19 protein-coding genes, 1 tRNA gene and 1 pseudogene are annotated in these 25,072 nt (G+C 68.0%); 11 read left to right on the forward strand and 10 right to left on the reverse strand.

Translation table 11 applies throughout. The features are described 5' to 3' along the window. Nucleotides 1-13 precede the first annotated feature (13 nt). From RBJ65_RS06130 to RBJ65_RS06145, 4 genes are all read left to right on the forward strand, one after another. Complete coding sequence (locus RBJ65_RS06130) at nucleotides 14-763, forward strand: hypothetical protein (RefSeq protein ID WP_306316687.1); 750 nt, start codon at nucleotides 14-16, stop codon at nucleotides 761-763. Next, nucleotides 760-1,107: a hypothetical protein gene (locus RBJ65_RS06135; protein ID WP_306316686.1), complete on the forward strand. Its 348-nt coding sequence runs from the start codon at nucleotides 760-762 to the stop codon at nucleotides 1,105-1,107. The genes RBJ65_RS06130 and RBJ65_RS06135 overlap by 4 nt, the downstream gene beginning before the upstream one ends. A gap of 424 nt (nucleotides 1,108-1,531) precedes the next feature. Next, nucleotides 1,532-2,629 (forward strand): integrase core domain-containing protein, encoded by a 1,098-nt coding sequence (locus RBJ65_RS06140; RefSeq protein ID WP_306316685.1) that lies wholly within the window; start codon nucleotides 1,532-1,534, stop codon nucleotides 2,627-2,629. Between the two features lie 72 nt (nucleotides 2,630-2,701). Next, on the forward strand, nucleotides 2,702-3,238 hold the full coding sequence (locus tag RBJ65_RS06145; protein WP_306316684.1) for a hypothetical protein: 537 nt from the start codon (nucleotides 2,702-2,704) through the stop codon (nucleotides 3,236-3,238). 773 nt (nucleotides 3,239-4,011) lie between these two features. On the opposite strand, the gene RBJ65_RS06150 is transcribed toward RBJ65_RS06145, so the two are convergent. From RBJ65_RS06150 to RBJ65_RS06165, 4 genes are all read right to left on the reverse strand, one after another. Then, nucleotides 4,012-4,515, reverse strand: a complete 504-nt coding sequence (locus RBJ65_RS06150; RefSeq protein WP_306316683.1) for an RHS repeat-associated core domain-containing protein — start codon at nucleotides 4,513-4,515, stop codon at nucleotides 4,012-4,014. Continuing rightward, complete coding sequence (locus RBJ65_RS06155) at nucleotides 4,499-5,038, reverse strand: hypothetical protein (RefSeq protein ID WP_306316682.1); 540 nt, start codon at nucleotides 5,036-5,038, stop codon at nucleotides 4,499-4,501. The genes RBJ65_RS06150 and RBJ65_RS06155 overlap by 17 nt, the downstream gene beginning before the upstream one ends. 76 nt (nucleotides 5,039-5,114) lie before the next feature. Then, entirely contained in the window at nucleotides 5,115-5,348 is a 234-nt protein-coding gene (locus tag RBJ65_RS06160; protein WP_306316681.1) for a hypothetical protein, read from the reverse strand. A 37-nt stretch (nucleotides 5,349-5,385) separates the two neighbouring features. After that, nucleotides 5,386-11,628 (reverse strand): RHS repeat domain-containing protein, encoded by a 6,243-nt coding sequence (locus tag RBJ65_RS06165; RefSeq protein ID WP_306316680.1) that lies wholly within the window; start codon nucleotides 11,626-11,628, stop codon nucleotides 5,386-5,388. A gap of 435 nt (nucleotides 11,629-12,063) precedes the next feature. Between RBJ65_RS06165 and RBJ65_RS06170 the strand changes: the two genes are divergently transcribed. Then, nucleotides 12,064-15,156, forward strand: a complete 3,093-nt coding sequence (locus RBJ65_RS06170) for an FG-GAP-like repeat-containing protein (RefSeq protein WP_372341176.1) — start codon at nucleotides 12,064-12,066, stop codon at nucleotides 15,154-15,156. Between the two features lie 115 nt (nucleotides 15,157-15,271). Here RBJ65_RS06170 and RBJ65_RS06175 read toward each other — a convergent pair. Then, nucleotides 15,272-15,632 (reverse strand): annotated as a pseudogene (locus tag RBJ65_RS06175) (transporter); the annotation flags it as partial. On the opposite strand from RBJ65_RS06175, the gene RBJ65_RS42065 reads away from it, so the two are divergent. Continuing rightward, the gene (locus RBJ65_RS42065; protein ID WP_372341182.1) at nucleotides 15,610-15,912 is read left to right on the forward strand and encodes a histidine phosphatase family protein; all 303 of its coding nucleotides are present in this window, start codon (nucleotides 15,610-15,612) and stop codon (nucleotides 15,910-15,912) included. The pseudogene RBJ65_RS06175 and the gene RBJ65_RS42065 overlap by 23 nt on opposite strands. Here the strand turns inward: RBJ65_RS42065 and RBJ65_RS06185 are convergent. Both RBJ65_RS06185 and RBJ65_RS06190 read right to left on the reverse strand, forming a co-directional pair. Continuing rightward, nucleotides 15,831-16,709: a phosphotransferase family protein gene (locus RBJ65_RS06185; protein WP_306332115.1), complete on the reverse strand. Its 879-nt coding sequence runs from the start codon at nucleotides 16,707-16,709 to the stop codon at nucleotides 15,831-15,833. The genes RBJ65_RS42065 and RBJ65_RS06185 overlap by 82 nt on opposite strands. A 201-nt stretch (nucleotides 16,710-16,910) precedes the next feature. Further along, a complete protein-coding gene (locus tag RBJ65_RS06190; protein WP_306316735.1) occupies nucleotides 16,911-18,221 on the reverse strand; it encodes an AAA family ATPase in 1,311 nt (436 codons plus the stop codon). Between the two features lie 155 nt (nucleotides 18,222-18,376). Between RBJ65_RS06190 and RBJ65_RS06195 the strand changes: the two genes are divergently transcribed. From RBJ65_RS06195 to RBJ65_RS06205, 3 genes are all read left to right on the forward strand, one after another. After that, nucleotides 18,377-19,246 (forward strand): hypothetical protein, encoded by an 870-nt coding sequence (locus tag RBJ65_RS06195; RefSeq protein WP_306316677.1) that lies wholly within the window; start codon nucleotides 18,377-18,379, stop codon nucleotides 19,244-19,246. A gap of 13 nt (nucleotides 19,247-19,259) precedes the next feature. Further along, nucleotides 19,260-19,733 carry a hypothetical protein gene (locus RBJ65_RS06200; RefSeq protein WP_306316676.1) on the forward strand — a complete coding sequence of 158 codons (474 nt, stop codon included), beginning with the start codon at nucleotides 19,260-19,262 and terminating at the stop codon, nucleotides 19,731-19,733. 154 nt (nucleotides 19,734-19,887) lie between these two features. After that, nucleotides 19,888-20,472: an HD family hydrolase gene (locus RBJ65_RS06205; RefSeq protein ID WP_306316675.1), complete on the forward strand. Its 585-nt coding sequence runs from the start codon at nucleotides 19,888-19,890 to the stop codon at nucleotides 20,470-20,472. 730 nt (nucleotides 20,473-21,202) lie between these two features. Here RBJ65_RS06205 and RBJ65_RS06210 read toward each other — a convergent pair. After that, nucleotides 21,203-21,276, reverse strand: a tRNA-Pro gene (locus tag RBJ65_RS06210). A gap of 137 nt (nucleotides 21,277-21,413) precedes the next feature. Here RBJ65_RS06210 and RBJ65_RS06215 point away from each other — a divergent pair. Beyond that, nucleotides 21,414-22,145, forward strand: a complete 732-nt coding sequence (locus RBJ65_RS06215) for a transketolase (RefSeq protein WP_372341175.1) — start codon at nucleotides 21,414-21,416, stop codon at nucleotides 22,143-22,145. A gap of 55 nt (nucleotides 22,146-22,200) precedes the next feature. Beyond that, nucleotides 22,201-23,151 (forward strand): transketolase family protein, encoded by a 951-nt coding sequence (locus RBJ65_RS06220; protein ID WP_306316674.1) that lies wholly within the window; start codon nucleotides 22,201-22,203, stop codon nucleotides 23,149-23,151. Here RBJ65_RS06220 and RBJ65_RS06225 read toward each other — a convergent pair. Together RBJ65_RS06225 and RBJ65_RS06230 are read right to left on the reverse strand one after the other, a co-directional pair. Then, the gene (locus RBJ65_RS06225) at nucleotides 23,084-24,598 is read right to left on the reverse strand and encodes an MFS transporter (RefSeq protein WP_306316673.1); all 1,515 of its coding nucleotides are present in this window, start codon (nucleotides 24,596-24,598) and stop codon (nucleotides 23,084-23,086) included. The two genes, RBJ65_RS06220 and RBJ65_RS06225, sit on opposite strands and share 68 nt — an antisense overlap. Nucleotides 24,599-24,699: 101 nt before the next feature. Further along, on the reverse strand, nucleotides 24,700-25,059 hold the full coding sequence (locus RBJ65_RS06230; protein ID WP_306316672.1) for an MmcQ/YjbR family DNA-binding protein: 360 nt from the start codon (nucleotides 25,057-25,059) through the stop codon (nucleotides 24,700-24,702). Nucleotides 25,060-25,072 lie beyond the last annotated feature (13 nt).

The raw sequence follows: 25,072 nt of genomic DNA on the forward strand, positions 1-25,072 counted from the left end.
AGAGAGACAGACCATGGACCTGACGTCGAAGGTGGCCGCCCAACCGGGCGCCGAGCCCATCGAAGACCTGCCCGACGCCTGGCACTGGTCGCGCATGATCTTCAACTTCGACGCCATCCTCAGCCCCGACCACCAGCACCTCCTCGAGATGCGCGTCATGGGCCGCTACGACGCCTCACTGGCCCGCACCGTCCTCGCCTTCGCCCGCACCCACAGCGACCGCATCACGCAGAGCGGCAAACCGCTCATCGTCCTGGACGGATTCACCTGCCCCGGCTGGAAGTTCGACACCGTCGCCGCCGTCGCCCCCAGCGTCCACGATAACCACGCCCAGGACGACGCCGACCTCCACCAGGCAACCTGGACCCTCTTCCCCGGCTACGGCTGCGAGTTCTCAGGAACGGAAACCCAGGACGAGGCCGTCCACATGTTCAGCCGCGCCCTGCAACCCACCAAACTCGACCGCGAGCCGAGCCCCTTCCTGCGCATGCGCTACGACAACACCCGCACGCGCAGCCACAGCATCGGCCCCGACCGCGGCCTCGCCCCACTGTCCGTCCTGCTCCACGAACTGTCACTCCTGAACAACGCGCCCGGCAGCTGGGTCGAATGGGAGAACCGCCACGGCGACATCCACAAGGCCACAGCCGAGACCCCCACCACCCTCACCCTGCACAACACCACCGGCGAACACCCCATCACCACCAAGGACCTGCTCACTCTCGCCGAGGACAGTATCGTCCGCGCCGACCACAGCTCATGAGCAGGATCCGTGCGAAGGCCTGGAGCGGCGACCAGTGGGACGACCCCGATCAGGAGACGCTCTACGACCTCCTGAGCGAACTCAACCTCGTCCACCGCTTCCTGATCATCGAGCGGGCCGACTCCCCCGACCCCGCACAGCATTACATCCAGGTGTACCTCGATGACGACCACAGCTGCCTCATCGAATACCGCGACGGCGGCCCGCAGGCCCACTACCGGGCCCGTATCCCACCCCCGTACGCCCTGCACGGACACGACATCGCCGCCGACGTCGTCAACAACTGGTCCCGCGACGAAGGAGACTGGCGAACCGCCCTGCCGTGGAGTCGCGTGACCACCTGAGCCGTCCGACCCCATTTGGGACCCAGGTGGGAGGCCGTCCGAGAATAGCCCCTCACCTGCGACGTTCCACGGCGTGCCGATCGAAGCCTCATCACTGCTGAAAAACTGGCAATCGTCGGGCAGGGGTCTGCTGCACCATCGCGACCCAGCTGAACAGACTTGCTCTGTAGATGGGGCGGAAAGGTGCAGGGCTGCCCCCACGGACGGTCCCCGCCTCCTTGTCTCGCCACGTCGCACCGTGCGCTCCGTCAAGGGATCCGCGCAGGTCACATGCCGTGCGACACCGTGGTCGTGACGTTGCCCCTGCCGAAAACTGATCCGTCCTGGTCAGGGCCAGTGTGCGGAGTCTGAGGCATGGCAGCTGTGGCTGATGACGCCGGGGGCTCTCGCCCGGCTGACGAGAGCCCCGGCATAGTGATCCACCATGCTGCTCAGACTGACCTACCTTGGTGTAGCGAACACGTTTGCGATGCTGCGCCTGCTACCGATGAGAAATCGGGACAAGGTCGTCGAGATCCTCGCCCTGCGCCACCAGATCACGGCCCTGGAGCGCCAACTCGGCAAGGAAAAGGTGCGATTCAGCCCAAGCGATCGGGCGTTCGTAGCGGCACTGCTGCACCGAACCCCGCGAGATGTGCTGCGCAGGCTGCGTCTACTGGTCCGGCCGGACACGGTCCTACGCTGGCACCGCAACCTGGTCACACGCCGCCACGCTGCCGCCTCTCGACCGAAGCGCCCGGGCCGGCCGCGCACCGTGCACTCCATCCGTGCTCTAGTCCTGCGCCTCACTCGGGAGAACCCCCGCTGGGGGTACCGGCGCATTCACGGCGAACTGCTGGTCCTCGGAGTGAAGGTGGCCGCCTCCACCGTCTGGGAAATCCTGCGGGAAGCCGCGATCGACCCTGCACCCGAACGAAGCTCGAGCACCTGGGCAGACTTCCTGCGCTCGCAGGCCGAGGCCCTGCTGGCCTGCGACTTCCTGGAGACGATCACCTTGTCCGGGGCACGCCTGTACGTCTTCGCGGTCATCGAGCACGGCACCCGCCGGGTTCGGGTCATGGGCGCGACCGCACACCCGACCGCCTCCTGGGTGGCGCAGGCCGCGAAGAACCTTGTCATGGACCTCGAAGATGCCGACTGCAGGGCTAAGTTCTTGATCCGGGACCGGGACGGCAAGTTTCCCGATTTGTTCGATGTTGTCCTGCGCGATGCGGGGATCAGGGTCGTACTCAGCGGCGTCCAGATGCCGAGAATGAACGCAACCATGGAAAGGTGGGTGCAAACCTGCCGACACGAACTCCTGGATCGCACCTTGATCTGGAACCAGCACCATCTCCGCCATGCCCTGCGGGAGTTCGAAGACTTCTACAACTCTCATCGGCCCCACCAGGGCCTCGCGAACGCCCGCCCACTGCGCCCCGCACCTGTACCAGCCGCCGATCCAGAGGAGCTCGCACGCCTGGACATACGAAGACGTGCACGCCTCGGCGGCATCCTGCACGAATACCACCACGCCGCATGACCTGCACGGACGGGGTTTTCGGCAGGCACACCGGCGCATGAGCCCACTACCGCCCCATCCACAGGACTCGATATGACGGACCTGGAACGTCTCGCTTCCTTTCCCGCGACGGGGCGGCCGGGGACGGTGTTCAACGACTGGGCCACCGCCGAGTCCGCCCTCCGAGTCAGGTTCCCGCCCACGTTCAAACGCTTCCTGGACGTCCTCGGCGGAGCCAAGTTCGACGACTTCCTCCTGGTCTACCTCGCAGGAGCCCACAACAAGAACGTGGACCTGCTGACCCAGACCACGCACACCCGGGCCAGCGTGACCAGGACCACGAGCCGCCGGCACATCCACGAACTGCTCGCCGAACGCGGCGTCGAGCCAACACAGCTCATCAGGTGGGGCGGCACGGACAACGCGGACATGTGCTTCCTCATCCCGCACCCCGACCCGTGCGCCTGGGCGGTACTGGTCGTGGAGGGACGGGGCAACGACTACGACCTCTTCGAGGGCCCGGTCGAGAGCTACCTCCTTCGGGTCATGTGCGGCGACTTTGTCAGCTCGGTCTTCCCCGATGACTTCCCCGACGCATGCCCCTTCTACGAACGACGCACCGGCATCTGAGCAGGACTCCCCGCCCAGCCACCGAACCGTAGGGACAAGAGCCGATGATGTACCACCTCCTCGCCGCCGAGTCCCGCGGCAGCGACACCGTCGCCGCGCCCACCCAAATCACGAATGACCAGGGAGTTCCTCAGATCCATCGCAAGACACCCTTGAGGCATCGCACCGTCTTAGAGCGGAGTGAAGCTTCTCGGACCCAAGCTCGTTCCCGCTCAACACTTTCCCGCGTGACACCTGCCTCGCCCTGCCCGTTTTCCGCTGGCGTCATATTTCCACACGTCAGGCGCCAGCCCACTCGGGCCAGGGACACATTGAGTTCACGAGCGGCATCATACTGAGATACCCATTGGTCGTCTCCGCAGGCGACCGGAGGGTTGCTCCAGAATTTTGTCGTACGAGGGTATTTCTTTCTCATGGTGACCGACTCTGCTTCACTCGTTGCCTGGTGGCATATTTTGTCGAGACCCTAGAAGAGCCAATCTCTCGCCGTTCTCCCCATGTGCTCCACGGCAGCTCTACCAAGCCCGGAGCGTGGGGTTCCGGCGAGCGGGAACCCTGCCTTTGGGCCGAGTGCGAAGCACCCTCCGACTCCTCGACCACACATGGCGCCAGCCAGGATTCCGGTGCCTTCCGCTTTCGCGGTACCCACCACATACTTCCCCATCCCCTGCGTGACCTTGTCCTTAACGTTATGCCATGCGTCGCTCCAGTTCCCTTTTCTGATGCTGCCGAATATTCCATCCTTCTTGCGTTTCGCTTCGCCCTCACCTTTTCTACTTTGCAGCTTGAGCCTTGCGTTCTGCGGCTGCTCGCGCTTCGGCCCGCCATGCGTTGCGCATCGTCTTTTTGTAGTAGCTGGTCCTCCGGTAGGCGGCATACCGCTTGTTGTCGTAGGCGAGTTTCCGCTTGTACTTCTTGGTGGTGCGTCCGTGGCTGTCGCGGTAGCCCCACTTCTGGTAAGCGTGCTTCTGGGCGGTGGTGTTGCCGAAGCCCAGGCCGGTGAAGTCGTCATAGAACATCCGGCCGTCCGGGTCGGAGGCGGTGACGGGCCGGCTGTTGGCGTAGGCGTAGGCGTTCATCTGGAGCGGGTCGTTGAGGTCCAGGACCGGGTCAACCGAGAGGAAACGTCCGGTGGTTGGATCGTACTCGCGGGCGCCGAGGTGGGTCAGGCCGGTCGGGTCCGTGGTGCCGCCGACGAAGCCGCGGGCGCCGGGCAGGGTCTCGGCGTCCTCGGAGCGCGGGGCGCCGAAGGCGTGATCCTCACACCCCGAGCACACCGGCCGCGACCCAACACGCGATCGAACCCACCAGGCAGCAGGTCGAGGGAATGGGATGGGTGAGTCGACGCTCGACGGAGCCACCGGACCTGCCGCGCCGTTCTTTGACTGTTTTTCGGACCACTTCGGCGGCCCGCCCACTTGAATTGACGAAGCCATCGATAACGGATCCACCGAAAGCCGTCGAATAGACTTCACCCCCGTCATCGAGGGCCATATTGAGCGACGCCCCACCCCCACCGCGCACTTCCTTGACGGCACCATACGGAATTTTGTATGTCAGAACCGGGTTGACCACAGTCAAGTTGTTCGCATTCAATTCGATTCGCGACCCCCAAATACGCGCCATCAGGGTTATGACACCCAGGCACGCCCCCAGTCCGGCCATGGGTCCACCTTCAAGGTTGTACGTCAAAGAGATTGCAAGCCCTGCCGCCAGCGACCCGAAAAGCAGTACAGAGATCCACTTGGCAACCTTGAAAGACTTTCTCTGCAACACCGGGTGATCGCCACCACTTTTCATGCGAGCCTCCCTTCCCCCCCCCCATAAGGCGAGACCCCCCGAGCGATACTCGGAGGGTACAGTCAGCTAACCATTATCACCCAAGGCGGATCAGCTCTGAAATAACCATGTAACCCGGGGCAACGACAAAGAAGACACCCAGCAACTTGATTACGCGACGTGTCTCCCGTCCACCGTCCTTGACGAAGAAAGTCGCCACTCCTTTGTAGTCAAAAAAGAAAGCCAACCCGAGCAGAATGAACGGTACCGAGATAGCGACCACACCGAGAAGCTGCATTTCATTCCACCAGGCGCCCCGCGAACCCGCCACAGGGCGCCCCTTTCGCTACATTTTACCGAAATGTTGACTAGTTGGTGTACGGGGGGAAGTTAAGACCCTGGTCCGAGCTGTAGGTCCCTCCTATCAGTACCGGTCCTTGCAGCGCAGTCCCCCTTCCTCCAGCCCAGCCAAATTGGTAGTAGTTACCTCCCGATACCCTCTTCCCCCAAGCGGCCGATCCGCCACGGTACCCGTTGGCTACCGTGACATTAGCCAACTGGTACGCCTGATCGCTGGGCACGGCAGTATTAATACCGGCCGACATGCCGGCATAGTTTCCGGCTCTCCCAGGAATAATGCTGCGGGACCCTCCGAATGTGAACCCTCCACTCAATCCGAAAGATAGCACGCCCCTCTGGAAGCCAAGGTTGAGACAAACGTGCAAGCAGGCAGAACCACTCACGTACCCGTGATCCCACAGGTACCCCGGAGCGCGCATCATGGCATAGGCAAGCAGCCTTCCCCCTGGGGACAGATGATTCCAGATATTGTTCTTTATCGAAGATAAGATACTCTCCTTCTTTTGGCGGGCCTTGTCAGCGTCCCTCTTTAGCTTTCCGGGCTGGGCCTTGTGTCGCGGTGCAGCCTTCCACGCCTGACGCATCGTCTTTTTGTAGTAGCTGGTCTTCCGGTAGGTGGCATACCGCTTGTTGTCGTAGGCGAGTTTCCGCTTGTACTTCTTGGTGGTGCGTCCGTGGCTGTCGCGGTAGCCCCACTTCTGGTAAGCGTGCTTCTGGGCGGTGGTGTTACCGAAGCCCAGGCCGGTGAAGTCGTCGTAGAACATCCGGCCGTCCGGGTCGGAGGCGGTGACGGGCCGGCTGTTGGCGTAGACGTAGGCGTTCATCTGGAGCGGGTCGTTGAGGTCCAGGACCGGGTCGACGGACACGAAGCGGCCCAGGTTCGGGTCGTACTCGCGAGCCCCAAGATGGATCAGCCCAGTCGGATCCTCGGTGCCGCCGACGAAGCCGCGCGTTCCGGGCATCGTCTCGGATTCCTCGGAGCGCGGGGCGCCGAAGGGGAGTTGGCGGCGGCGGGTGACGGCGAGGGTGGTCATGGCGACGGCGGTCATGGCCGTGCCCTGGTGGTCGGAGATGAGGTAGGAGAAGCCGCTGCTGGTGCGGACGGCGACGGTGTCGCTTCCGTGGTTGTAGTAGCGGGTGCCGGTCTTGGCGCCGCTCGCGGTGACCTTGAGTTCGTTGTCGCCGGGCAGCGTGAGGGTCTGGCTGCCGTCGGCGTCCTTGGCGATCAGGCGTTCGCCGTCCGCGTCGTACTTGTAGCTGGTGGTCTTGCCGTTCTCGGTGAGCGACGCGAGGTGGCCTTCGTCGTCCCAGGTGAGGTTCTGGGTGGTGGCGCCGATGGTGCGGGTCTTGGTGTTGCCGGCGGCGTCGTAGTCGAAGGTGCTCTTCCGTCCGTCGTCGGCGCCGCCGCTGACGGTGGCGCTCTGGACGGCGTGCGGGCGGGCGCTGCCCGCGTCCGGGTTGGTGTAGGTGGTGGTGGCGCCGGTGGTGTGGTCGGCGAGCTGGGTGCGGTTGCCGACCGTGTCGTAGCGGTAGGATTGCCAGTACGGTTCCGGTCCGCCAACAGTGGTGTCGGACGGGGCGGTTGAGCAGTCGGTCTTGGCGGTCCAGGCTTCGGTCAGGCGGCGCAGCGCGTCGTTGGTGAAGCACTGGGTGTCGGTGGTCTTGGCGGCGTCCTGGCCGCTGGTGGTGGTGATGCTGGTGACGTTGCCGGACGGGTCGAAGCCGTACTTGATGTCGTCGATGCGCTGCGGTGCCAGGTCGCGGTCGGTGGTCAGGCCGGTCTCGTTGCCGGTGACCTCGTCGTAGGTCTCGGTCTTGTAGACCTTCTTGCCGAGGGTGCCGTACTCGGTGCGCTTCGGGCGGGAGAAGACGTCGTAGGCGGTCGAGTTGACGAGGGTGATGGAGCCTGCGGTGGTGGTCTGCGGGAGGTTGCCCTCTCCGTAGACGGTCGTCTGGCGTTCGCTGGGAAGGTTGCCGATGGCGGGGTGTTTGATCCATTCCTGCTGGCCGGTGTACGTGTTGTAGCCGTACGACCAGGCATACGTGCCGGCGAGTGCCCCGGCCTCGGCGGGGATGGTGACGGTGCTGGAGGTGGGCTGGTAGGCGGCGTTGTAGCCGGTGACGGCGGAGGTGTACTCCTTGCCGTCGATGTAGCGGATGCTGCTGGTGGGCTGGCCCTTGGCGACGGTGTCGTAGGTCCACTTGGCGAGCGTGGTGTCGCCCTTGCGCAGCGTGGTCTTGCGGCCCGGATCGTCGTAGTCGGTGGTCAGTGTGGTGCCTCGGGCATCGGTGACCGTGGCCGCGTTGCCGACCTTGTCGTACGTGGTGGTGGACTTGCCCTTGTCCGGGTCGTCGGCGGTGACCTGCTGGCCGCGGGCGTCGAAGCCGTAGGACCACTTGTTGCCGGCCGGGTCGGTGACCGTGTCGGGCTCGTCGTACTTGCCGTAGGTGTAGGTGGTCTTCTGTGAGGCGGTGCGGGCCGCGTCGGTGTACTCGAGGCGTTCGGTCGTGCGCCCCTTCGCGTCGGTGATCGTGGTGGTGGCGGTGCCGCCCTTGGGGGGCGTCACGGTGGTGCGGTCGCCGTCGTAGGCCGTCTTCGTGCGCCACTTCTCGTCTCCGTACGAGCGGGTGATCGCGTCCGTGACCTGGCCGCGTCCGTCGTACAGGCTCTCCGTCATGGACGGCACCGTGTTGTCCGCGGCGGTGGTGAGCGCGGCGGATGGGGCGCCGTCGGCGTAGTACGCGGCGTACTGCTTCTCGGCTTCGCCGCGCGTGTTGTACTTCGTCTCCGACACGATGCGGTTGGCGGTGCCGATGGCCGGGGCCTGGGTCTCGCGCTCGCGCAGCAGCCCGTCGTAGAGCTGGTAGGTGGTGGCGTAGGCGCCGTTGTACTGCAGTGACTTGGTGGCCACCGCGTTCGCCGCGGACTGGGAGATGGTGTAGGTGAACTCGGTGGAGGGCTGGCCGGCGTGGTCGGTCTTGGACCAGCCCGGATTCCACACCTTCAGCACCCGGCCGAGGCCGTCGAGGACGGCGTCGGTGCGCTTGCCGTTGGCGTCGATCTCGGCGGTCGCGGTGCCCCGGGCGGGATCGTACTCGGTGGTGGTGCTCTGGTTGAGCGGGTTGGTCTCGGTCTTGGAGGTCGGGGCCTCGATCGTCGCCGGGGTGTAGGCCGTGGTGGTGGTGTGGCCGGCGGCGTCGGTGTCGGTCAGCTCACGGCCGTGGATGTCGTAGGTGTTCTTGGCCGTGGTGAGGTAGCCGGTGCCCTGGTCGTCCTGCTCGTCCAGGCGCGTCACGTCGCCCTTGGTGGGGGCGGTGTCCAGGCTGGTGGCGCTGTCGTAGTAGTGGCGGGCGACGGAGATGAGGTCGTCGGGCAGGGTCGGTGTCTTGTCGCAGGCGACGGCGACGACCCTGGTCTCCTTGACCAGGTCGAGCATGTTCTTGTCGGCGTTGGAGGCGTACGAGGTGGTGGTGCACTCCTCGTCGCCGCTCTTGGCGGTGTCGCCGAGGTCGGACTCGGTCAGCTCCTGGCCGTTGCCGTCGAAGGTGCGGTCGGTCTGGGTGGCGCGCCAGCCGGTACCGACGGCGGTGCGGGTCTTCTCGCTCTGGGTGCCGGTGGCGTAGGCGTGCCGGTCGGACAGGCCGCTGCGGGACTCGGTGGCGGTGGCCGCCGAGCGCCAATAGGTGTAGCTGGTGGTCGACTTCAGGGCGCCGCCGTCGCCGTCGAAGACGGCTTCCTCGCGCGGCATGCCCGCCAGTGCCTCGTTGTCGGTGGCCGCGATGCCTTCGTGGTCCTTGACCTCGGCGCCGTCGATGCCGCGGAAGAAGCGGGACTCGGTCAGGGTCTGCTTACCCTCGGCGGGGGCGCCGGTGCGGGTCTGGACCCGGCCGTATCCCTTGCGGTCGCCGTAGGTGAGGTTCTTGGCCTTGGTGAACTCGTCCTCGTCCTTGCCCCAGGCCAGGCCGTCCAGATAGCTGTAGTCGGTTTCCTTGACGGGGGCCCCGCCGGTGTTGTCCGCCTCCAGGACCTGCGTGACGACGTAGGAGTGGAACCAGTCCAGGTAGGGCTCGTAGTCGGCGGCCGGGGCGTTTGGCGGGGACCACTTCACCGGGTAGCAGCGGCGGGTGTTGGACGACGGGGACGGGACGTCGCCGGCCTTGCAGTCCGGAGCCGAGTAGGTGACACCGATGGTGCCGCCGGTCTCGGTGTCGATGCCGTAGACGCGGTAGCGCACCAGCGGCGGCACCGGGTCGGGGTCACCGCCGGTGGTGGCGCCTTCGACGCGGTTGGCCAGCTGCTGGCCCTTAAAGGTGACGGCGGGCATGGTCACGTCGCCGGTGCCGGTGTGCCCGGTGCGGGTGATCGACGCGAGCCACAGCGCCGGGTCCGACCCGTCCCCGGTGGCGGGGAACTGCTGGGACAGCGCCCAGGAGTCAACCGGCTTGTAGGCGCCGCCGGTGAGGATCGAGGTGTCGACCTTGGTGAGGCGCTTGCGGGTGAAGAAGGTCGGCGAGTAGCGGTCCTTGCACTCCGTGCCCGAGGCGCAGTAGCGGTCGAAGGGGACGTCGGGCCAGTTCTTGGCGTGCGCGGAATCGAAGGTTGCGCAGTCGGACAGGCAGCGTTCGGAGACGGTGAAGTCGACCCGGCCCGCGGCCTTTTGGCCGTACACGGTGTCGGAGCGCAGGCCGTAGTCGATGTGGTCGAGGTAGGAGCCGCGGTCGTAGACCGTGGCGGTCGAGGCGCCGGTGTCCGGGTTGACGTTGCGGCCGTAGTAGTTGGTCTCCTTGTTCCAGTACAGGGCCATCGCGTCGCTGTGCGGGTTGACGACGTAGTCCAGGTTCCAGCGCCATGCCTGCTGGCACCACGAGTCCTTGTAGGCGTCTGCGTGGCACGGCTCGCCGGACTGGTTGCCGAAGACCGGGACGGTCTCGGTGGACTTGGTCTCCGTCTTGCCGTCGGCCCAGCCGGGCAGCCGGTTGTAGCCGAAGTAGTAGCGGGTGCCGTCGGGGGTGGTCACGCGCCAGTACTCGCCGTTGTTGTCGCCGTTGCCGCGGTCGGTGTCGGTCAGCTTGTCGACCTTCGTGCCGTCGTCGTCCTCCAGGTGCCAGGCGCCGGTCCTGTCGTCGTGGATCAGGGTGTTGGACTGGCCGTTCAGGTTCAGGACGGCGTTGTCCTTCTTCCAGCACAGGTCGCCGCTCTTGTCGGTGCCGTTGCTGTCCGTGGTGTCGTCCGAGCAGGAGACGTACTGCCGCTCGACGTAGCCGGGGCTCATCGACCAGCCGTCACCGATCCAGTTGGCCTGGTTGTTGGTGGCCGCGGTGCGGCCGTCCACCGACTGCGAGCTGTAGGACAGGCTCAGATCCGGCTGTACGTCGCCCGGCACCTCGGGAGCGTCGAGGTCGTAGGACCAGGAGAAGCCGCCGCTGGAGCCGCCGGCCGACCACGTGGCCGACGGCGAGAGCGAGCCGGCCTTGAAGTCGCCGCCGGCTCCGGACGCCTCGGCGGTCGCGGCGAGCAGCACGGTGCCCTCACTCGCGCTCAGGCCGCTCACGGAGCGGGCGGACTTCGGCGCCACGGTGACAGGAGCGGAAGTGGCGGACGCGGAGTTCGCGGCCGCGGTCTCGTCGGCCGCGGCGAGCGCGACAGGGGCGGACAGGGTGCCGTCCGTGGCGTCGTTGTCGGTCCGCAGCCTCTTCCCTGCGCGGCAGTCGGTCTTCGTCGGCGTGCTCAACGCGCAGGCCGGCAGCTGCTTGAGCGTCAGGCGTGAGGCCCAGTCACCACCGTAGGCGTGGCGGAAGTCCGCGTAATCGACCTGCACGTCGACCGGCCCCTTGGCCCCGTCGAGGGATCGGACAGCGACCAACACCCCTTTGACACCAACGGTCTTGGCGGCCTTCTGGTCGAGCACCTGGACCTGGACCTTCGACGGCCCCGCTGCCTCGTGTCCCTTCCCCGCTCTGCCCTGGACACGCACCGGCAGGTCACCGGCGGTGGCCGCGGCCTTGGCGGGAACGTTGACGGTGGCCGTACCCACCTCGGGCCAGGCGACCTTCGGATCGCGCCGCCACGGGTGGCGGGCCGCCTCGTCGGGCCGGGAGACGCCGTGCTTCTTCACCTTGGCCGTGCGCACAGGGTCCGGATTGCCCAACTTGGCGAGCGACAACTCGGCCGCGGCGGCGACCGGGCCGCCCAGCAGACCGGCCACGAGGTACGCCACCAGCGTCATCGCCAGCAGACGCGCGGCCCGCACACGTCTCGCAACCGTGCGATTCGAACGGCGGACAAGCTTCTTCCGCGAAACGGACATCAATTCCCCCCACGACACACAACACACTCAGGTGAAGATCCGGTGGAAGTTAACACCGAGCACCGCGAAAGCGGAATGCCTGCAAGCTGAATTAATCGATACGTGACACGGAAAGGGAGCGCACCGCAACAAGAAGGAAAGGATCTTCGGCTTACGCGCAACCTTTGCACCCTCTCGACCGTCTTCAATCACTCAAGACTCGCCTGACGTGCGGATCTTCACGATCACCTGACGCATGATCAAATCCGGGCCGCTCGCAGGACGTGCAACGCACCGCCGAAAACTTGACCTTGCACAGCCCCCGAAGTCACTCCTGCCGCCCCACATCCGGACTGTATGGTGCGCGCAACGATGTGTAGGTTCCGTAAAGGAAGCAGAATGAAACTCGATCCGAGACGGCGTCGCGGGCGCAGAGCCTGGCGCCGCGGAACAATAGCCGCAATCACGGCGTTCGGCCTGGCCACGCCCTTGATCCTCGCGCTGCCGACGGCCTCCGCCGCGCCCGCTGCCGCGACGGGCGCCGCGGGCACGACCGGTCAGTACTCCCCCGAGGAGAGCAAGGCGCTCACGCAGGCCGAGGAGACCGGCGACCGGGTCGAGGTGCTGTCCCACCGCACCGAGGCGTCCCAGGTGTTCGCCAACCCGTCGGGTACCTTGACCGAGGACCGGTACGCGACCGCGCAGTGGGCGCGCAAGGGCACCAAGCTCGTCGACATCGACACGACGTTGGTGAAGAGCTCCGACGGCACGATCAGTCCGAAGGCGACCGGTGTGGGTATGGAGTTCTCCGGCGGGGGCGAGGGCCCGCTGGCGACCGTCACCCGCGACGGCCGCAGCATCTCGCTGGCCTGGCCAACCTCCCTGCCTGCGCCGACGATCGACGCCGACACCGTCACCTACCCCGACGTGCTGCCCGACGTCGACCTGAAACTCCGCGCCGGCGCCTCCGGCTTCGCCCAACTCCTCGTCGTCAAGACCGCCGAGGCGGCAGCGAACCCGAAGCTGAAGGACGTCTCGTACAAGATGTCCGCCGATGGCGTCGACGTCGCGACCGACACGGCAGGCAACCTGAGCGCGAAGAACCCGGGCGGCCAGGAGCTGTTCACCGCGCCGACCCCGCGCATGTGGGACAGCTCCACGAACCAGACCACCACCCGCCTGGCGACCCTCGCCGCGACCGACGAGCCCGCTCAGGCCGCGCCCGGAGGCGAGTTCGAGCCCGCCGCCGGCGCCAAGCAGGCCGCGATGCCCATCTCCGTGAGCGACGACACCCTCAAACTCACCCCCGACCAGGCCCTGTTGACCGGCGCGAAGACCAAGTACCCGGTATACATCGACCCCTACGTCGAGGGCTCGCGCTACTCCTGGACCATCGCCTACAAGAAGTACCCGACCACCTCGTACTTCAACGGCGCCGGCTGGGGCGGCGGCACCACCACGACCGCGCGCGCCGGATACGAGAACGAGACGAACGGCCTGGCCCGCTCCTACTTCCGCATGAACACCAAGAACCTGTGGAGCACCAACAAGCAGGTCATCAAGTCCACGTTCCGCATCAAGAACACCTGGTCGTGGTCGTGCACGTCCAAGCCGGTCGACCTGTACCGCACCGCCACGATCGGCTCGTCGACCACCTGGAACAACCAGCCCGACAAGCGCGAGAAGCTCGACTCGGTCAACGACTCCAAGGGCTGGAGCGGCGACTGCCCGGCAGGCAACCTCGCCTTCGACGTCACCGGTGCCGCCAAGGACGCCGCAGCCGGCAAGTGGAACACCATTTCGCTGCTGCTGCAGGCCAACAACGAGTCGGACGTGTACGGCTGGAAGAAGTTCGACGCCAAGTCCGCGGTCATGTCCACCGAGTACAACACCGTGCCCGACGACCCCAGCGGCCTGGACACCATCCCCTCCACCAAGAACAGCTCCGGCTGCGGCGACGTGGCACCCTACGGCCTGATCGGCAACACCGACATCTACCTGACCGCCAAGGTCGGCGACAGGGACGGCGGCAGCGTCACTGCCCGCTTCCACCTCTGGGCCACCGGCCACCACGACGACGGCCCCGGCGTCTTCTTCGACCAGACCGTCTCCGTCACCTCCGGCACCGTCGCCAAAATCAAAGTCCCCAAGACCACCCTCAGCCAGTACGTGAGCACGGCCGACGGCAACTTCTCCTGGAAGGCCCAGGCCGACGACGGCAAGGCCACCTCCGACTGGACCCCCACCCTCGGCGCCTCCGGCTGCCGCTTCGTCTTCGACCCCAACCGGCCCAGCACCCCACCCGGCATCACCTCAAGCCAGTTCCCCAACGGCAGCGACGGCTGGCCCGCCATCACCGGCTCCGTACGCAGCGAAGGCTCCTTCGCCCTCTCCAGCGGCGGCGTCACCGATGTCACCAAGTACGAGTACTGGACCGACACCGACCCCACCGTCCGCACCGCCACCCCCAGCACGGCGGGTGCCGGCGTCACGGTGAAGTTCACCCCCACCAGCTCCGGCACCAACCACCTCTACGCGCGCAGCCTCGACAAGGCCGGCAACAAGTCCGACACCGCCGACTACCTCTTCTACGCCAACGGCCTCAAGACAGCCGACAAGCCCGGAGACATCAACGGCGACGGCAACCCCGACATGTACGGCATCGACAAGGACGGCGTCCTCAACCGCTTCTACGGAGCCGGCGACGGCACCCTCACCAAGGCCGCCAGCCCCGCCTCCAGCGCCAACTGGGGCGGCCTGAAAGTCACCCATCGCGGCGACTGGACCGGTGACGGCTACGAGGACGTCCTCGCCTACGGCCATGACACGAACACAAACGCCGACCACATCCTGCTCCTGCCCAACAACGGCTACGGCTTCGCCTGCAGCAACTGCGAAGGAACCGAAAGAGACGGCCGCGAACTCACCGTCTACGACGAGGCCAACAACCACTGGCAGGGCGCCGACCAAGTACTCGCCATCGGCGACGTCGACGGCCCCCTCGACGTCGACAACGACGGCACCGACGACATCCCCGGCTACCCCGACCTCCTCGTCAAGCAAGGTGACCTGCTCTGGCTCTACTTCGGAGCCCCGGACAACCGCCTCGACAGCGACCGCGACCCCATCCTCATCGGCCAGGACAGCTGGTCCGACACGGACCTCATCGCTCCTGGAAACGGCTGGGGCGACGAGCGCGTAGACCTCGTCGCACGCGACCGGACCTCCGGTGACCTCTACCAGTTCACCGGCACCAGCGACGACGGCGACGGCCTCGCCGACCAGTCCGCCAAGGTCAAGACCGGTTGGGGCTTCACCAAAACCAACGCCCCACTGCTCACCTCCCCCGGAGACGCCGACAACGACGGATCGCCCGACCTCTGGAGCACATTCAGCACAGGCCACATCTGGTACTTCCCCCGCCTCAACAAGGGCGACCTGCCGTACAAGGACTACGGCGACGGATGGGCCAGCTACCAAGCCATCAGCTGACCAACCCATCCATGGGGCTGGCCGCGCGGCATCTATGTCGCGCAGCCAGCCCCTGCTCAGGCAATGCAGGGCGCGTCGCCCGTTCGACCGACGCGACGCCGCCAGCAACAAGCGGTCAGGCCGCCGCGTAGCCGGCCCGGAACAGCTCCCGCGCCCGCTCCACATCCTTCGGCGTACGCAACTGCACCTCCAGATCACCCGTGATGCCCCAGACCCGGCACATCACGGCTGAGCCCCGACACGAGTTCGACATCCCGCGGATCGACCTTCAGGTAGACCAGCAACTTGCTGCGCTGCGGTGGACGCAGACAGGCGAAGTTCCGCAGTCGCTGATACGCCCGGTACTGCTTGCGCTCAATCCGGTTGGCCCCGTCCTCGAGCCCGAGCAGCGCCTCGTCGACCGCAATCGCCAACTCCACCGTCGACGCGCCCTGCACGCCGGACGCCACCCGGGTGACCACCCTCCGACGCACCCGGTTGAGCGCTGCGCCACTCGCACAAGCCCGCGGACTACAGGCGCTGGTGCGTGACGGAATCCGTGAAGTCTCTGCCGGCCGCTGGGAGGGCGCGAGTGACCACGCCTCCCACACCGCAGTCCTAAAAGGGGGTGGCTCTTCTGTAGGGACCTCGCCAGTTACGGTGCCCACGCACAGCGCGCGTCCCGCGAGTTCGCATCAGAGGTGTGCTTCCGTCCACCTGGTGTGCCGCTCGCGCAAGTCGACGGCCGACAGGTCGCCGCGCCCGAGGTCGTGGTAGTTGGGAAGCCAGGTCTCGACGCTGCGGTAGGAGTTGCTGAGTGCGAACAGGTCCCACAGGGCGGCATCGGCCACCGCGACTCCCGCCGCCGCCTCGTACGCGGTCAGGAAGGTCTCGGCGGTGTCCGGGCCGTGCAGTAGGGCCAGATCTAGCCGGCACCAGCTGACGTCGAAGCCGCGCGGCGCGAGGGACGCCCCCGACCAGTCGACCACGCCGGTGAGCGCCTGCTGCTGCCACAGGACATTGCCCGACCAGAAGTCGTAGTGCGTCAGCACCCGCTGCTGCTCGGCGAGCCGATGGCCGTGCGCCGCCACCACCGGCGCCGCGGGGCCCCGGTCGCCGGCCCGTGCTGATGAGGCCAGGGCCGCGTCTGTGCCGTCGCGCAACCCGGACAGCCGTGCGGTGGGCGTGGAGTGGATGCGCGCCAGCACACGGCCGAGCTGGGTGGCGGCCTTTGCGGGCGGGACGTTCGTGATGTCGGCGGTGCCGGGGATGCGCGTGATCAACACGGCGGGTGCGCCGTAGCGACTCCCGTCGGGGTCGGCGTCGACCAGTCGTGGTGCCCAGCCGTCCAGGCCGTCCAGCGCCGTCAGGACGCCCGCCTCGTAGCCGGGTGCCGGGTCACCCGGCGGGAAGCGCCGCAGCACCAATTCCTGCTCCGGCGGCCCGATGTGCAGCAGGTGCGTCGTGGCATGGGTCCCGCCGGCAAGCCTGCGCACACAACGCGCTGTCGCGCCGGGAGCGACGGCACGGGCGGCCTGACCGAGGGCGGATGGCGGAGGTGTCTCGATCACCATGGCATCCTCCGTGATCCACCTGCGGAACGCACACCCCTTTGCATATGAGTGCAGCTCGCCTGCAGCAAGACCGCCTTGGCAGGTCGCTCCTGCCGACGATCGTTTGCCGGACCGCCGTGTCCAGGTTTCGGGTCCGGGAGGCGACGATGGCGGCGTGGCCGAAGCAAGCTCCCTGCAGGAGGGCTGCGCCCAACGGAGTTGCTAACGCAGGCCGTGGAGCCGTTGGACGAGCGGTTCCTCGCGCTGACCGTCCCGGACGACACCTGGTTCTCCGAGCTCCCCGCCGGATCGGCGTCGCGTCGTTCTCCTGGCGGGACCCGGGCCTGGTGGTGGCATCGCCGCCCCGACCCGCTGCCTTGGTAGCGCGCGAGTTCGGACGCCGCAGGCCGCAGATGTGCCGTCCAGAACTGGGCCGCACGCGATCCGCGCCGTGTGCTCGTCAGCGGCCGCCGCGTCCGGCGTGGCCGCAGCCTCCGCAGAACCCGCCGTGCGCGCAGGCGCACGAGCAGGATGTCGCCCGTCGGTAGGGATGGTGTCTTTCACCGATCCCGGCGGACGGTAGGGGGAGTTCGGTGACGGAGCGGTCGCGAGCGCACCACACTGCTCGACGAGGCAGCCCGCCGTACCCACTACGAGGTTGCGGGCGATCCGCACCGCCGTCCGGTTGATCTTCAGCTGGGTGGCGAGCTCGTAGTCGGAGCTCACCTGGACCTGCACGCTGAACCGGCTCGCGAGGGCCTCGGTGAGGATCGCGCCGTGCACGCCCGGGTTGTGTCCCGCGATCACGTAGAAGCCGTCGGCGGCGGTGATCGTCTCGCCCTTGTGGGCCTTGACCTGGATCTGGCGGCGGCCGTCCATCGCCGGGTAGAGCGCGGCCAGCACCTTCGGGGAGATCAGGGTCGCGTCGTCGAGGAGGAGGGCACGGCCCTCGGTCATGGCGGTGATCAGCGGGCCGTAGACGAAGGTGTATCCGCCCGCCGGGTCCTGGGTGTACTCGCCGATCAGGTCGCCGACCGTGGTGTCCCCGTCGCCCGCCACCGTGATCAGGTCCTCGAAGGCGGCCTCGATCAGGGAGGTCTTGCCCGTGCCCGGCGGCCCGTACAGGAGGACCGGGATCCCCGCCTCCCGCAGGCGCCGCAGGGCCTCGACGTCGGGCAGGCTCGCCAGCGAACGCGGGTGGTACGTCTGCCCGTTGGGCCGCACGACCGGCCCGGCGGGCGCGGACGGGGGTACCGCCTGCAGGGCCGGGGCCGTTGGGCCGCCCGGCGGCGCGGGCTTCTTCGAGCGCGGAGCGGCCGGGGGCCGGGCGGGGGCGGGCACGTGCTGGGCGGCGGCCTGTGTGGTGGCCGTGGCCCGGTACATGCGGGGCTTGTCCTGGGATCGTTCGGCCTCGCCCCGGGCGACCAGGGTCTCGCAGGCGTTGCCGACCGCGCCGCCCGAGTGCCCGAGGATCCTGGCCAGTTCGGTGACGGTGTACTCGCCTGCCGGGCTGACGGCGAGGATGTGTGCGATCCGGGCACGGAGTTCACCGGGGCGGGCCTTGCCTCCCCCGGACGGGGCGGGGGCGGGTGCGGACGTCGAGCTGGGCCGCCGCCCCCGCAACAACCAGCACGGCAGCAGGCACCCCCTTGGCGTGGGAGGACACCTCACACGCGGCGACCTTGCGCATGGCCACCAGCTCGTTTCGGAGGCTGGACGCCACCGTCGCGTCCAGAGACCTCGCCGAGTCGATGAAGACCCACCTTCACCTCATCCAGGCCATCGCGAGCGAAGCACCCGACAACGCCCACCGCGCACGCATGGCGTCCGTCGGGTCCGAAGCCGCCTCGTTCGCGGCGTGGCTGTCCTGGGACATGGCCGATCACGGGTCGGCACGACGCTGGTACGGGTCATCGATCAAAGCAGCGCACGGTTCCGGCGACACACTCCTGGCCGCATACCAGACCGGCAGCCTCGCGTCGTTCGAGGCCGAGACCGGCAACCCCCACCAGGCCCTGCGCCTGATCACACAGGCACGGCACGCGCTCGGACGGAACCTGTCACCGCTCGCCGCCGCATGGCTCTCCTCCATCGAGGCCGTCGCACACGCCTCCAACCACCAACACCACTCCTGCGAGCGGGCGTTGAAGGCCTGCGAACACAGCGCCGCGCAGATCCCCGACGCCGATCCCGTCGCCTGGCCATGGATCTTCGCCTTCGACGAGCGAAAGACCGCAGCATGCCGCATCACCTGCACGGCCCGACTGGGCCGCCCCCTCCATGCCCGGATCGGCGAACAGGAGATCGCCACCGCCCTGAGCGGCAACCACGACAAGCAACGCGCCCTGCTCACCCTCGACATGGCCACCGGCTACCTGACCGCCAAGGAAGTCGACACCGCCTTTACGCTGGCCGCCCGCTCACTCACCGAAGGCATCCGCCTGCGCTCCGGCAAAATCATCGAACGGGCCCGCTCGCTGCGCCGCACCTACTCCACACCCCGCCCACCGAGCGTCGTACGCGACTTCGACGACCAACTCCACACCACCTACCTGTAGGAGAACACCAGTCATGCGTGTCGGGATCACAGGACACCGCGGCCTGCCCCAGCCCGTCGAAGACCAGGTCCGTGCCCTCCTCCTGGAGCACGCCCACACCTACTCCGCCCGCGACATCGTCGCCATCAGCTGCCTCGCCGACGGCCCCGACACCTGGTGGGCCCAGACCGTGCTCACCGCAGGCGGCCAGCTCGAAGTCGTCACCCCGGCAACCGAATACCGGGACGGCCTGCCCGAGTGGCACCACTCCGACTACGACGACCTGATGAAACGCGCCAGGCACGTGCACCACACCGGGCTCAAGGAATCGACCCCCGAAGCCCATCAGGCCGGAAGCGAAATCCTCGTCGGCCTCTCGGACCGCCTCGTCGCTGTCTGGGACGGCCTGCCGGCCCGCGGCCACGGAGGCACCGCAGACGTCGTGGCGTACGCGGAACGGGTCGGCGTGCCGGTCACCGTCGTCTGGCCGACCGGGGCGACTCGGTAGCGTCAGTAGCGCCCCCAGCGTCTTCTCGGACGTCCTGCACGAGCGGCTCACCGTGATGCTGGAAAGCGGACAGCTGTCGCCGCGCGGCCGGCGGGAGCTGGAGAACATCGAGTACGCGATCCGCCTCGCCGAGGCGTGAAAGGGGAGCCCGACCGTGGCAGAGGACCTGACCGCAGTAGCCCGGTTCGTATTCGAGGCCGGAACGCTCAAGCACACCAAGCGCTCCGGCTGGTGGATGGCCGGCATCCGCGACCCCGAGTCGGTCGCCGAACACTCCTGGCGCACCTCCCTGCTCGCCTCCGTCATCGCCACCCTCGAAGGCGCCGACCCGGCACGCGCCGCGTTCCTCGCCGTCTGGCACGACACCGGCGAGACCCGCACCGGCGACGTCAACCACCTCGGCAAGAAGTACACGACCGGCGAGGCCGACCCGCAGGACATCGCCGCCGACCAGGTCGCCGACATGCCCGAAATCCTCGCCGACACGGTGCGCGACCTCATCGCCGAATACGAAGCCAAGCAATCCCCCGAAGCGGTCTGCGCCCGCGACGCCGACAAACTCGAGTGCATGATCCAGGGCATCGAATACAAGGCCCAGGGCTACGCGAACGCGCAACGCTGGATCGACAACAGCCGCGGCCGCCTCACCACCAAGACCGCCCACGCACTCGCGGACGCGATCCTGGAAACCGACTCCCTGGACTGGCTCCGCACCATCCTCGGAGAAAAGAAGGCCTGACACCCCCACTCCCGCAACAGCACCTCCAACGCGCTGCCGGACGCTCCTCGCCACCGCGCACCACCACCACGCCGGCAACGGAGCGTTCCATGACGCCCGAGCAACAGGCCCCGCCGCGCCCCCTACACTCCCCGCCCCGACCCCACTTCGCTCCACACCCACTCACCACACAAGCCGCGCGCCACCCCGCCCCCGGACTCCGCCAGCTTCCGCCAACCTCGCGGAACCTCCCCCAACACCACCCCACAACGCCTCGCCACTCCCAGGGCCACCCGCACGTCCCCCAACACCCCCGTACCGCTCCCACCCGCGTTCAACATCTCCATGCAGCCCCCAACATCCACCACCCCAAAACCCACATACCGCCCGATACCGAATCGGAAATGGGGTCAAGAATTCGCATGCCCCCATAACCCGGATTCCGGTTATGGGCTCACCGCTCCCGACCCCACTCCCACTGGGAGCGCCCACGACCAGCAGGAAGAGCGGAAGCCCTTAACCGAAAGAGCACCCATACGACGGGGAGCCACAGGCCACAAACCGGACACGGATGTGAACGTACGCGCAAGGAACCGAATATGTGCGCATCGGGTCGAGTGGGAGCAAACAGACAAGGGGACAGTGGGAGCCCGCTCCCACTCTTCACGCTCCCAGTGGGAGCGTGGGAGCAACAGAAAAAGGGCCGTTCGGAAACGGCCCTTCACCTGCGACGTTCGATCGTTCGAACTTGTCGGGACGACAGGATTTGAACCTGCGACCCCTTGACCCCCAGTCAAGTGCGCTACCAAGCTGCGCCACGTCCCGGTACCCGTTGACCTGGGGTTTCCCCCTGGCCGAACGCGCAGAGAAACCATACCGCACTCGGGGCGGTGGTCGCGCATCCCTTTCGGTGGACCGGGACGGTTGACCTCAAGCTTGGTTGAGGTTGCACGGTGGTTGGCATGACGACCACAGCGGACGACATCGCCAACGAAGCCGCCGTCGACAGGCACGGCTACCGCTACGAGGATCTGCCTCGGCTCATGAGCGTGATGACCGGGGACGAGAAGCACGGGACCGCCGCCACCTCGACGCTCGATGTGTTGTGGGTGCTGTACGACCGTGTGCTGCGCGTCGGGCCGGAGAGCATCGATCGGCCCGAGCGTGATCGGTTTCTGTTGTCCAAGGGGCACGGGCCGATGGCGTACTACGCCGTACTCACGGCCAAGGGGTTCGTGCCGGAGGAGTGGCTGAGCGGGTTCGGGGGGTACGAGTCGCGGCTCGGGCACCATCCGGATCGGATGCTCGTGCCGGGCGTGGAGATCGGGAGCGGGTCGCTTGGGCATGGGCTGCCGATGGCCGTCGGTACCGTGCTGGGGCTGCGGGCCCAGGGGCTGGAGGATCCGGCCGTGTGGGTTCTGGTCGGGGATGCCGAGCTCGACGAGGGCAGCAATCACGAGGCCATCGCCTACGCCGGGGCCGTCGGCCTCGAACGGCTGCACACCGTCGTCGTCGACAACCTGTCCGCCACCTACGGCAGGGCCGGAGGCATCGCCGCCCGGTTCGAGGCCGCCGGGTGGTCGACGGTGAGCGTCGACGGACGTGATCACGAGGCGCTGTACCGGGCCTTCACCGCGCCGCATCCGGGGCGGCCGCACGTCGTCGTCGCCCGTGTCGAGCCCAGGATTGCGTGAGCCACCACCTACCAGCCACCTCCATACCTCTCCCACCTCTGGAAGGAAGACGTTCATGGACACCATGCGTGATCGGTTCGCTCCCGTTCTCACTCAGGTCCTCGACGAGGATCCCCGCGTCGCCGTCGTGCTCGCCGAGATCGGGGTCGCGCAGTTCGCCGGGGCCGCGCGGCGGCATCCGGAGCGAGTGATCAATGTCGGGATTCGGGAGCAGTTGCTCGTCGGGGTCGGGGCGGGGCTCGCGCTCGCCGGGATGCGGCCGGTGATGCACACCTTCGCGAGCTTTCTCGTTGAACGGCCCTTTGAGCAGGTGAAGTTGGACTTCGGGCATCAGGGGGTCGGGGGTGTGCTGGTGAGTGCGGGGGCTTCGTACGACGTGTCGTCGGGGGGCTTTACGCACATGGCGCCCGGGGATGTGGCGCTGCTCGACACCCTCGACGGGTGGGGTGTGCAGGTGCCGGGGCATCCTGACGAAGCCGAGACTCTGCTGCGGCGGGCCGTCGGGGACGGGGACGAGCGGGTGTATGTGCGGCTGTCCGTGCAGGGGAATCGGGAGGCGCTGCCCGTGGACGGGGCGAGTTTCCTGCCGGTCCGGGAAGGGCGGCGCGGGGTCGTCGTCGCCGTGGGGCCGATGCTGGACAACGTGCTCGCCGCCACCGAGGGGCTCGATGTCAGCGTGTTGTACGCGACCACGGTGCGGCCCTTCGACGCGCGTGCGCTGCGGCGGGCCGTGGGCGGTACGAGTGGGGCGGCCGATGTCGTGGTCGTCGAGCCGTATCTCGCCGGGACCTCCACCGGCGCCGCCAATGAGGCGCTCGTCGATCTCCCGCACCGGGTGCTCGGGCTCGGTGTCGGGCGGCGGGAGCTGCGGCGTTACGGGAGCGTAGAGGAGCATGTCGTCGGACATGGGCTCGAACCGGCGACGCTGCGGGAGCGGATCAGCGCGTTTCTGCTCGCCCGTGGCGCCGACCCGGCCGTCGATCCGGCCGCCCTTCCGGCGGCCTAGGCGGGTGGACCCGCGGGGCGTGCGGGGCGTGCGGAGCATGCGAGGTGTGCGGGGGCCGCTGCGCCGCGTCCGCGCGGACCAGGTCTCGGATCGCCGGGACCGAGATCAGGGTCGTCGCCACCATGAGCGTGACCACCCCGCCCGTCAGAAGTACCTCGTGCGTGCCGAACGCGGCCGCCGCCGGGCCGGACAGCGCCTGGCCGACCGGCTGCATGGCGATGGAGCCGGCGACCTCGTAGGCGTGGATGCGGTTGAGGACCTCGCGCGGGACCTGGGTCTGGACGCTCGTCGCCCACATCACGCCCCAGAACGACATGCCGGCCCCCGCCACCGCGCAGCCCGCCATCATCCACGGCACGCCCAGGCCCGCGCCCGCCGTCGCCGGGAACAGCGCGAAGCCGAACAGGGCCAGGGCGCCCGCGCGCAGCATCCGGCGCGGGCGCACCCGCAGGGCCAGCAGGCCGCCGATGACGGTGCCCGCCCCGAGGGCCGAGTTCACGAGGCCGTACGCGCGCGGGCCGTACTCCTGGGTCACCTGCACGGCGACCAGCGGGACCGCCGGGCCCCACGCGCCGATCATGAGGACGCACCAGACCGCTATGACGCCCCAGAGCCATCTTCGGGATCTGAACTCCCGCCAGCCCTCGACGAGTTCGGAGCGGAAGGCCCCGCGGGCAGGCGCGGGCGCGAGCGGGGGCGTGGGCTGCCCCTTCCCGGTGACGACGCCTGTCGTCGCCGTACGTACGACGGGTGGCAGGCGGAGCAGGAGCAGGCACAGGGCGCTGATCCCGTACGTCGCCGCGTGTGCCGCGAAGACCAGGCCCGGTGAGGCCAGCGCGACCAGCATGCCCGCCACCGCGGGGCCCGCCAGTTGCGCGCCGGACTCGGCCACCCGGACCGCTCCGTTGGCCGCCTGGACGTCGGATGCCAGGCGGGGCACGGTGCCGGCGACGCCGGGCTGGAAGATCGCCGAGGCCGCGCCGTTGATCGCGCCGATGACGCAGATCTGCCAGAGCACGACGTGCCCCGTGAAGAACATGACCGCCGCGAGGGACTGCGTGATCAGGCGCGCCACATCGGCGCCCGTCATCAGCAGGCGGGTGTTGAACCGGTCCGCCAGTACCCCGCCGAAGATGACGAGACCGGCGAAGCAGGCCACGGACGAGGCCATGGCGAGGCCGACCGCGCCCGCCCCGTGTCCGTACCGCAGCAGGCCCGCCGCGAGCGCCACCGGGAGCATGCTGTCGCCCAGCTTGGCGACGCCCCTCGCGGTGAAGAAGAGGGCGAAGTCGCGGGTCCAGATGGAGCGTCGAGGCACGCTTCCGGCCCGCCCGGCGCCGGCCGCCCGCCCGGCGCCGGCCGCCCGCCCCGTGCCGACCGCCCGCCCGGTGCCAGCCGCCCCCTCGGCGTCGGCCGCTCCCTCGGCGTCGGCCGCTCCCTCGCCCATCCACGCTCCCCGTCCGCCGTCCCCCGTGTCGCGCCGCGCCGCACGGCGCGCCTTCGCGAGCGGATCGTGCCACACGGCATCGCGGCGGCCCCAGCGATTTTCTATCCCGCACGGGGACGACCCAACTCCGGGTGGCTGTCCAGGAGTCGGGTCGGGGCCGCCTGGCGCCAGGAGTCGGCGAGGATGTCGCGCAGCTCGTCCCCGTCGTCGAGCGCCGCGAGGCGGACGCGTACCCAGGCGAAGGACGCTTCGTGGTCGGCGACCCAGAACTTCTCCGGCTCGGCGAGGACGAGTTCGTCGCGCTCCTCCTTCGGGCAGCGCACCGCTATCGACGTCTCTTCCTCGGGAAGCGTGGCGAACATCTTGCCCGCGACCCGGAACGTGGGCATGCTCCAGGCGACCTTCTCGGTCGTGTCCGGCAGGGACAGGGCTACGGTGCGTACATCCTCGGCGTCCAGCATGCAACGAACCGTA

Origin of the sequence: Streptomyces sp. KL109B (genome assembly GCF_030766935.1) — a bacterium.
In the GTDB taxonomy this organism is placed as follows: Bacteria; Actinomycetota; Actinomycetes; order Streptomycetales; family Streptomycetaceae; genus Streptomyces.